Genomic DNA, 6,081 nt, shown 5'->3' with positions numbered 1-6,081 from the left:
ACAGCTGCCTGGTCGCGTGATGTCAACACCATCCAGCGCGGGGTTGACTGGCAGATGAAGGTCGACGACGCACGCTGTAAGCTCGCGTCTGTCTACCCTAAAATTAAGTCTTGACGCTGCACTAGCCTGATGACAGAGGTTAGCAACGGCCCTGTCGAAGGCTTGAATAACAAGTTGAAGATGCTGAAGCGCCAGATGTACGGCAGGGCTAACTTAGAGCTGCTCGCCAAGCGATTCATTATGGCTGCTTAACAGCAAGCTCATAGGGCAACAACCGTTTTCTCGGCTTCACCAAAAGCTCGGAAGAGCCTAGATGACTCCGAGCCGAATTAGCTAGCTGAAAAGCTTCAGCTTGTTTCCATTTGCCATGCCACAGTTTCCCATCTCGCGGAGGGTTTCGCACCCTTCGTGCAGTTTCTTGCGGCAAAAGACCTCCGAGTTTTTACAAAACTCGGAGGTCTGGATCCCTTTCATCAACCCTTACTCCCATCTCACCATGACCGAATTCATCCCCAACAGCGAAATCTACGGCCTGCCGCCCTCCGGCAACCCGCCCGAACCCGCCGACCCGCGCGAACCCGTGCGCGTCATGCTCATTGGCACTGCCTCCGGCATGGAACTCATCATCGCCCACCTGCACCAGGTCGGCTTTGCCGAACCCCGCGCCTGGAGCAAACCCCAGCTCGACCCCGCCACCGGCCAGCCCATGCGCATTCTCACCAAATGGATTCGCCGCTAGTGCGCTACCAGTCCAGCGGTTTGCCATCGCGAAAGAACCCACCCGTGGGGCCATCGTCGGGCAGAGTCGCCGCCCACACCACGCTGGCCGCGCCATCCGCCACCGGGCGACCGCCGCTGCCGCCCATGTCGGTAGCGACCCAGCCGGGGCACACCGAATTGACCAAAATGCCAGTCCCTTTCAGCTCTGCCGCCAGCAGTCGGGTAAACGCATTCAGCGCCGCTTTTGACGTGCTGTAGGCGGGGGTGCCTGCCCCCATGCTGCTCAACGCTCCGGCTCCGCTAGAGACATTGACAATGCGACCGTGGGGGCTGCGCTTCAGCAGAGGCAAAAAAGCCTGCGCCATCCGCCAGGGACCGAGGGTGTTGGTATCCCAGGCCTCTTGCACCACGGCCAAGTCGGCACTGCTGGCCTGCTGCCAGGTGTCGTAGAGAATGCCTGCGTTGTTGATCAGCACATCGAGGTGGCCAAACCGCTGCTCTACCACCTGGGCGACGCGCTGAACGCTGTCTGGGACGGTTACATCCAACGGCTGCGGCAAAACTTCCAACCCGGCCTGCATCATTGATGCGGCGGCGGCTTCACCCTTAGCTGGGTCGCGGCTGCCTAAAATTACCGTCATCCCCGCCTGGGCCAGCTGGCGGGCCACTTCCAGGCCAATGCCACGGTTCGCCCCGGTGACCAGGGCAACGGCGGGCGATTTGTCGGGAGACGAGGTCTGCGGGTTCATGAAGAGGCTACCAAAATTTTTCGCTCAGCAGGGCATCTAGATCGGTGCTGCCCGGCCAGCGATCGGGAAACTCCGTTTGGGGATAGTCTTCGCGCACCACTGCCAACGCCTCGGCCCAACACTTAGGAAATACCAATTCGGCCTCGTTGCGTAAACTGGGGGATTGCTCCAGCAGATCGAGCAGCTGTCGCCGCTGTTCTCGAATGGTGATTTCCCAGCCCCGGTAGTCATCTGGGGCATCGACATAGATACGCTTTAGCAGGTGAGCCAACAAGACTCGCAAACGACTTTTCAACTCCCTCCTGTCGCGTCCTGCCAAGCCTTCAATTTCCTCAATCAGCGCTGCGATATCCACTGCCGCCAAATCGCCCGCCTTCAGCTTGGCAATGGTGTCGTCGTACCAAGCTACCAGGTCTTGCTGATACAGGGTAAAGGGAGAGGTTGCTTTAACCATTGGCGGATCGGCCATGATCACGACTGCTGTGCCCGCCCCTATTCTACCGACAGAGAGTTGCCCCTGGGGTGAGTCATGGTTTGGGGTATTTCTGCGCCCCCCTTAGTTTGATAGAATCAAGAGCTTGCAACTAAAACGCGATCGCCCGCCGATTTCAAGGAGAACCCCATGGCCCGCATGTATTACGACAGTGACGCCAACTTAGATTTGCTCAACGGCAAAACCGTTGCCATCATTGGCTACGGCTCCCAGGGCCATGCCCACGCCCTCAACCTCAAAGACAGCGGCGTCAACGTGATTGTGGGCCTGTACGAGGGCAGCCGCTCCACCGCCAAGGCCGAGGCCGAAGGGCTGACTGTCAAGCCCGTGGCCGATGCCGTGAAGCTGGCCGACTGGGTGATGATTTTGCTGCCCGACGAAGTGCAGCGCACTATTTATAAAGAAGCCATTGAGCCAAACCTGGAAGCGGGCAACGTGCTGCTGTTTGCCCACGGCTTTAACATCAACTTCGGCCAGATTGTGCCCCCCAGCGATGTCGATGTGGTGATGGTGGCCCCCAAAGGCCCCGGCCATCTGGTACGCCGCACCTACCAAGAGGGCCAAGGGGTGCCCTGCCTGTTTGCCGTGTATCAAGATGCAACGGGGCAGGCCCGCGATCGCGCCATGGCCTACGCCAAGGGCATCGGCGGCACCCGCGCCGGTATTCTCGAAACCACCTTCCGGGAAGAGACCGAGACCGACCTGTTTGGCGAGCAGGTGGTGCTCTGCGGTGGCCTCAGCGAGCTGATCAAGTCGGGCTTTGAAACCCTGGTGAATGCGGGCTACCAGCCTGAGCTGGCCTACTTTGAGTGCCTGCACGAAGTGAAGCTGATTGTGGATCTGGTGGTCGAGGGCGGCCTGGCCAAAATGCGCGACAGCATCTCCAACACCGCAGAGTACGGCGACTACACCCGTGGCCCCCGCATCATCACCGACGAAACTCGGGCCGAAATGCGCAAGGTGCTGAAGGAAATTCAGACTGGCCAGTTTGCCCGCGAGTTTGTGCTCGAAAGCCAGTCGGGCAACGCCGGGTTTACCGCCATGCGCCGCCGCGAAGCCGAGCACCCAATTGAAGAGGTGGGTAAGGATCTGCGGGCTATGTTTAGCTGGTTGAAGAAGGCATAATCGATCGGCAGGGGCACGTAGGGGCACAGCAGTGCTGTGCCCCTACATAGATCTACGCTTCTACTTTCACCTTATTGCTATAAAACGCCACGTAGCCCTTGATGTTGTTCGCAGCGGGTTTCGGGTCCGGATAGTACCAGGCGGCACCGGCATTGGTTTCGCCATCAACCACGATGTCGTAGTAGCTGGCGGTGCCTTTCCAGGGGCAGCCGGTGGTTTTGCTGATCGGCTTAAAGTAGTCCATATTCAGCGAGTCGGGGGGAAAGTACTGGTTGCCTTCGACCACTTCGCAGGCGTCGCTTTCAGCCAGTACAACACCGTTCCAGGTAGCTTTTGCCATAGGATATTCTCCAGATCTGCATCTCAGACTATAGCGAATCTGGGATGGGTGACGCGGGTGGAGCCCCCCCTGCCCCCTTGATAGGGGGGCAGTAACGGGTCTTCCGCAGCAAGAGACTAGGGGGATCTGGTTTCGCCTCGGTATCAATCTATTAAGACCGAGCAACGCTACAGGACTCGGCTCATTTTTTTCGCAGCCATGCTCGATCAATCACAGACTCCTCTTCTCTCGGCGTTGCAGGCCAGTAGCCGTAGATTCCATGCGGCGTTTTACGCGCCGGGGCATAAGCGAGGTCAGGGGGCTTCGCCTCGGCTAAAGGAACTGCTGGGGAATGCGGCCCTGGCGGTGGATCTGCCCGAGCTGCCGGAATTGGATAATTTGTTTGCCCCGGAGGGCGTAATTCTTGAAGCCCAGGAGCTTGCTGCCGAGGCGTTTGGGGCCGATGCCACTTATTTTCTTGCTAACGGCTCTACCTGCGGCATTGAGGCGGCTATTCTGGCTACCGTTGGCCCCGGCGACAAAATAATTGTGCCGCGCAATGCCCACCGCTCGGTGATTGCGGGGCTGGTGCTGGCGGGAGCAATGCCGGTTTTTGTGGCTCCAGAATATAGCGCAGAGCTGGGCCTGGTGCTGGGGGTGAGGGTAGAAACCGTCGCCGCTGCTTTAGCCGCTCACCCCGATACTCGCGCGGTGCTGCTGGTGTCGCCCACGTACCACGGCCTTTGTTCAGATGTTGGGGCGATCGCAGCCCTAGCCCATAGCCACGGCATTCCCCTCCTCGTAGACGAAGCCCACGGGCCGCACTTCGCCTTTCACCCCAGCCTGCCCACCCCGGCACTGGCGCTGGGGGCCGACCTGGTGGTGCAGTCAACCCACAAGGTGCTGGGGGCGCTAAGCCAGGCGGCGATGCTGCATACGCAAGGAAGCCGCATCGACCGATCCCGACTGCAAGCCGCGCTTCAGCTCACGCAATCTACCAGCCCCAACTCCCTACTGCTGGCGTCGCTCGATGCGGCCCGGCACCAGATGGCGATCGCGGGCAAGGCGTTGTTGTCGAGCACGCTCGATCTGGCCCAGCAAATGCGAAGGGAGCTGGCGGCGATCTCTGGTCTGCGAGTAATCGATAAATCGGCGGTGACGACCTCCTCTAGCGTGAGCGATCTGGACTTGACCCGGCTGACGGTGGATGTGTCGGGCCTGGGGCTAACTGGGCTAGAGGCTGACGAAATTCTCCACGAAGATTTGGGGGTTACAGTCGAGCTGCCGGAGCTGCAACACCTAACCTTGATAATCAGTCTGGGCAATACCACAGCCGATGGACAGCAGTGCATAACTGGTTTTCGTTCGCTGACCGAGAAATTTGCTAAGTCCCGTTCCGCCAGCACTGCGGTGCCTCAGCCAGTCCTTCCAGACCCTGAGATCTCGTTCACGCTGCCTGAGGTATCGCCCCGCGAGGCGTTTTTTGCGGCTACCGAAACCCTTTCGGCCCAGGCAGCGATCGGTCGCCTCAGCGCCGAGACGATTTCGGCCTATCCCCCCGGCATACCCACCATTGTGGCGGGGGAAGTGATTACTGAAGGGGCGATCGCCCATCTCGCCACCATCAAGCAGCAGGGGGGCTACGTTACCGGCGGTGATGCGCCAGAAAAATTTCGGGTTATAGCCTAAGAGCAGCCATAGTCTGCCTTTAGATAGGCCAATTCCCTGATTGATAGGCCTATGCTTGAAGATGCGGTTTTTCAAAAAATCTCAATTTCTACGACTGTATACTGAATACAGCTTTGGGGATGAGCTTTTAAAGGACAGTGGGCAACATGGCTCTACAGGAATCGGTGACGACAAATTTTATGCGGCTGAGGGATCGGCTCAGCCAGCGGTTGGCGGCATCGGACGGGCTGGGGGCACTGCTGGGCAAAGACGCCAGCCCCGATTTGCCCAGCCCCAGCGTCATTATTGAGTACATTGTGCCGAGCAACAAAAACTGGGCCTTTCGCAGCTGGCACCGCCGCATGGTGAAGTCGGCGCAGCGATCGCAGGGGTTTCTGCGGGCCGATCGCTACCGCCCGTTAGCGGTGCAGGAGGGCTGCCTGAAGTGGTACACGGTGCTGCACTTCGAGCAGCCCGATCAGCTCAGGCAGTGGCTGCAGTCGAGCGATCGCGAAGCTCTGCTGAAAGCGGGGCGCGATATTTTTACCTCCTACAAATTCACGTCCTTTGAGACCGGCATGCAGGGCTGGTTTAGCAACGAAGCCGGTGAAGAGCTGACCGGGCTTGGCCCCCCGGCCTGGAAGGAAATTTTGGCGGTGGTGCTGGGGCTGTACCCGATCATCATGGTGCAGGGCTTCATTCTGGAGCGCCTGGGCGTCTTTGAAGACTGGGATCCGGCTAGCGCCATGTTGGCTAATAACCTGATTACCACCTGCATCTTTACCCTGGTGGTCATGCCCCGCATTGTGCGCTGGCTCAACTTTTGGCTGCGGCCTGCCCACCGTCGCGCCTCAGTGGGGGTCGAGGTGGTGGGTACCGTTGTCACGGTGCTGGCGATGGCGGCCATGGTCTATGTGTTTAGCGAAATTGCCTAGTACCGCTGCGCGGAGTTCAAAGTGCAAAATTCAAAATGAAAAATTTTGAGGATGGCAGCGTTTCCAACGTCC

Annotated in this window: 7 protein-coding genes and 1 pseudogene; 5 read left to right on the top strand and 3 right to left on the bottom strand. The window is 59.1% G+C overall.

Annotation, left to right across the window (positions count from 1 at the left end):
• Positions 1–138: 138 nt before the first annotated feature.
• Together ACQ4N7_RS21285 and ACQ4N7_RS21280 are read left to right on the top strand one after the other, a co-directional pair.
• A pseudogene (locus ACQ4N7_RS21285) lies at positions 139–252 on the top strand (transposase); the annotation flags it as partial.
• A 244-nt stretch (positions 253–496) separates the two neighbouring features.
• Complete coding sequence (locus ACQ4N7_RS21280) at positions 497–739, top strand: hypothetical protein (RefSeq protein WP_430713498.1); 243 nt, start codon at positions 497–499, stop codon at positions 737–739.
• A 4-nt stretch (positions 740–743) separates the two neighbouring features.
• Here ACQ4N7_RS21280 and ACQ4N7_RS21275 read toward each other — a convergent pair whose 3' ends face one another.
• Together ACQ4N7_RS21275 and ACQ4N7_RS21270 are read right to left on the bottom strand one after the other, a co-directional pair.
• Positions 744–1,469 carry an SDR family oxidoreductase gene (locus ACQ4N7_RS21275; protein ID WP_430713497.1) on the bottom strand — a complete coding sequence of 242 codons (726 nt, stop codon included), beginning with the start codon at positions 1,467–1,469 and terminating at the stop codon, positions 744–746.
• A gap of 7 nt (positions 1,470–1,476) precedes the next feature.
• Positions 1,477–1,938 (bottom strand): DUF29 domain-containing protein, encoded by a 462-nt coding sequence (locus ACQ4N7_RS21270; RefSeq protein WP_430713496.1) that lies wholly within the window; start codon positions 1,936–1,938, stop codon positions 1,477–1,479.
• Between the two features lie 153 nt (positions 1,939–2,091).
• Between ACQ4N7_RS21270 and ilvC the strand changes: the two genes are divergently transcribed.
• Positions 2,092–3,087 carry a ketol-acid reductoisomerase gene (gene ilvC, locus ACQ4N7_RS21265; RefSeq protein ID WP_430713495.1) on the top strand — a complete coding sequence of 332 codons (996 nt, stop codon included), beginning with the start codon at positions 2,092–2,094 and terminating at the stop codon, positions 3,085–3,087.
• Positions 3,088–3,139: 52 nt separating this feature from the next.
• Here ilvC and ACQ4N7_RS21260 read toward each other — a convergent pair whose 3' ends face one another.
• Positions 3,140–3,427, bottom strand: coding sequence for a DUF427 domain-containing protein (locus ACQ4N7_RS21260; RefSeq protein ID WP_430713494.1), 288 nt, complete (start codon positions 3,425–3,427; stop codon positions 3,140–3,142).
• Between the two features lie 198 nt (positions 3,428–3,625).
• Between ACQ4N7_RS21260 and ACQ4N7_RS21255 the strand changes: the two genes are divergently transcribed.
• Together ACQ4N7_RS21255 and ACQ4N7_RS21250 are read left to right on the top strand one after the other, a co-directional pair.
• Entirely contained in the window at positions 3,626–5,095 is a 1,470-nt protein-coding gene (locus ACQ4N7_RS21255) for an aminotransferase class I/II-fold pyridoxal phosphate-dependent enzyme (protein ID WP_430713493.1), read from the top strand.
• 146 nt (positions 5,096–5,241) lie between these two features.
• On the top strand, positions 5,242–6,009 hold the full coding sequence (locus ACQ4N7_RS21250) for a hypothetical protein (RefSeq protein ID WP_430713492.1): 768 nt from the start codon (positions 5,242–5,244) through the stop codon (positions 6,007–6,009).
• The last annotated feature ends 72 nt before the right edge of the window (positions 6,010–6,081 follow it).

Source organism: Nodosilinea sp. AN01ver1, assembly GCF_050565655.1.
Classification (GTDB): Bacteria; Cyanobacteriota; Cyanobacteriia; order Phormidesmidales; family Phormidesmidaceae; genus Nodosilinea.
Note: the sequence above shows the minus strand (reverse complement) of the source record. Positions and strands in the feature narration are given on the sequence as shown.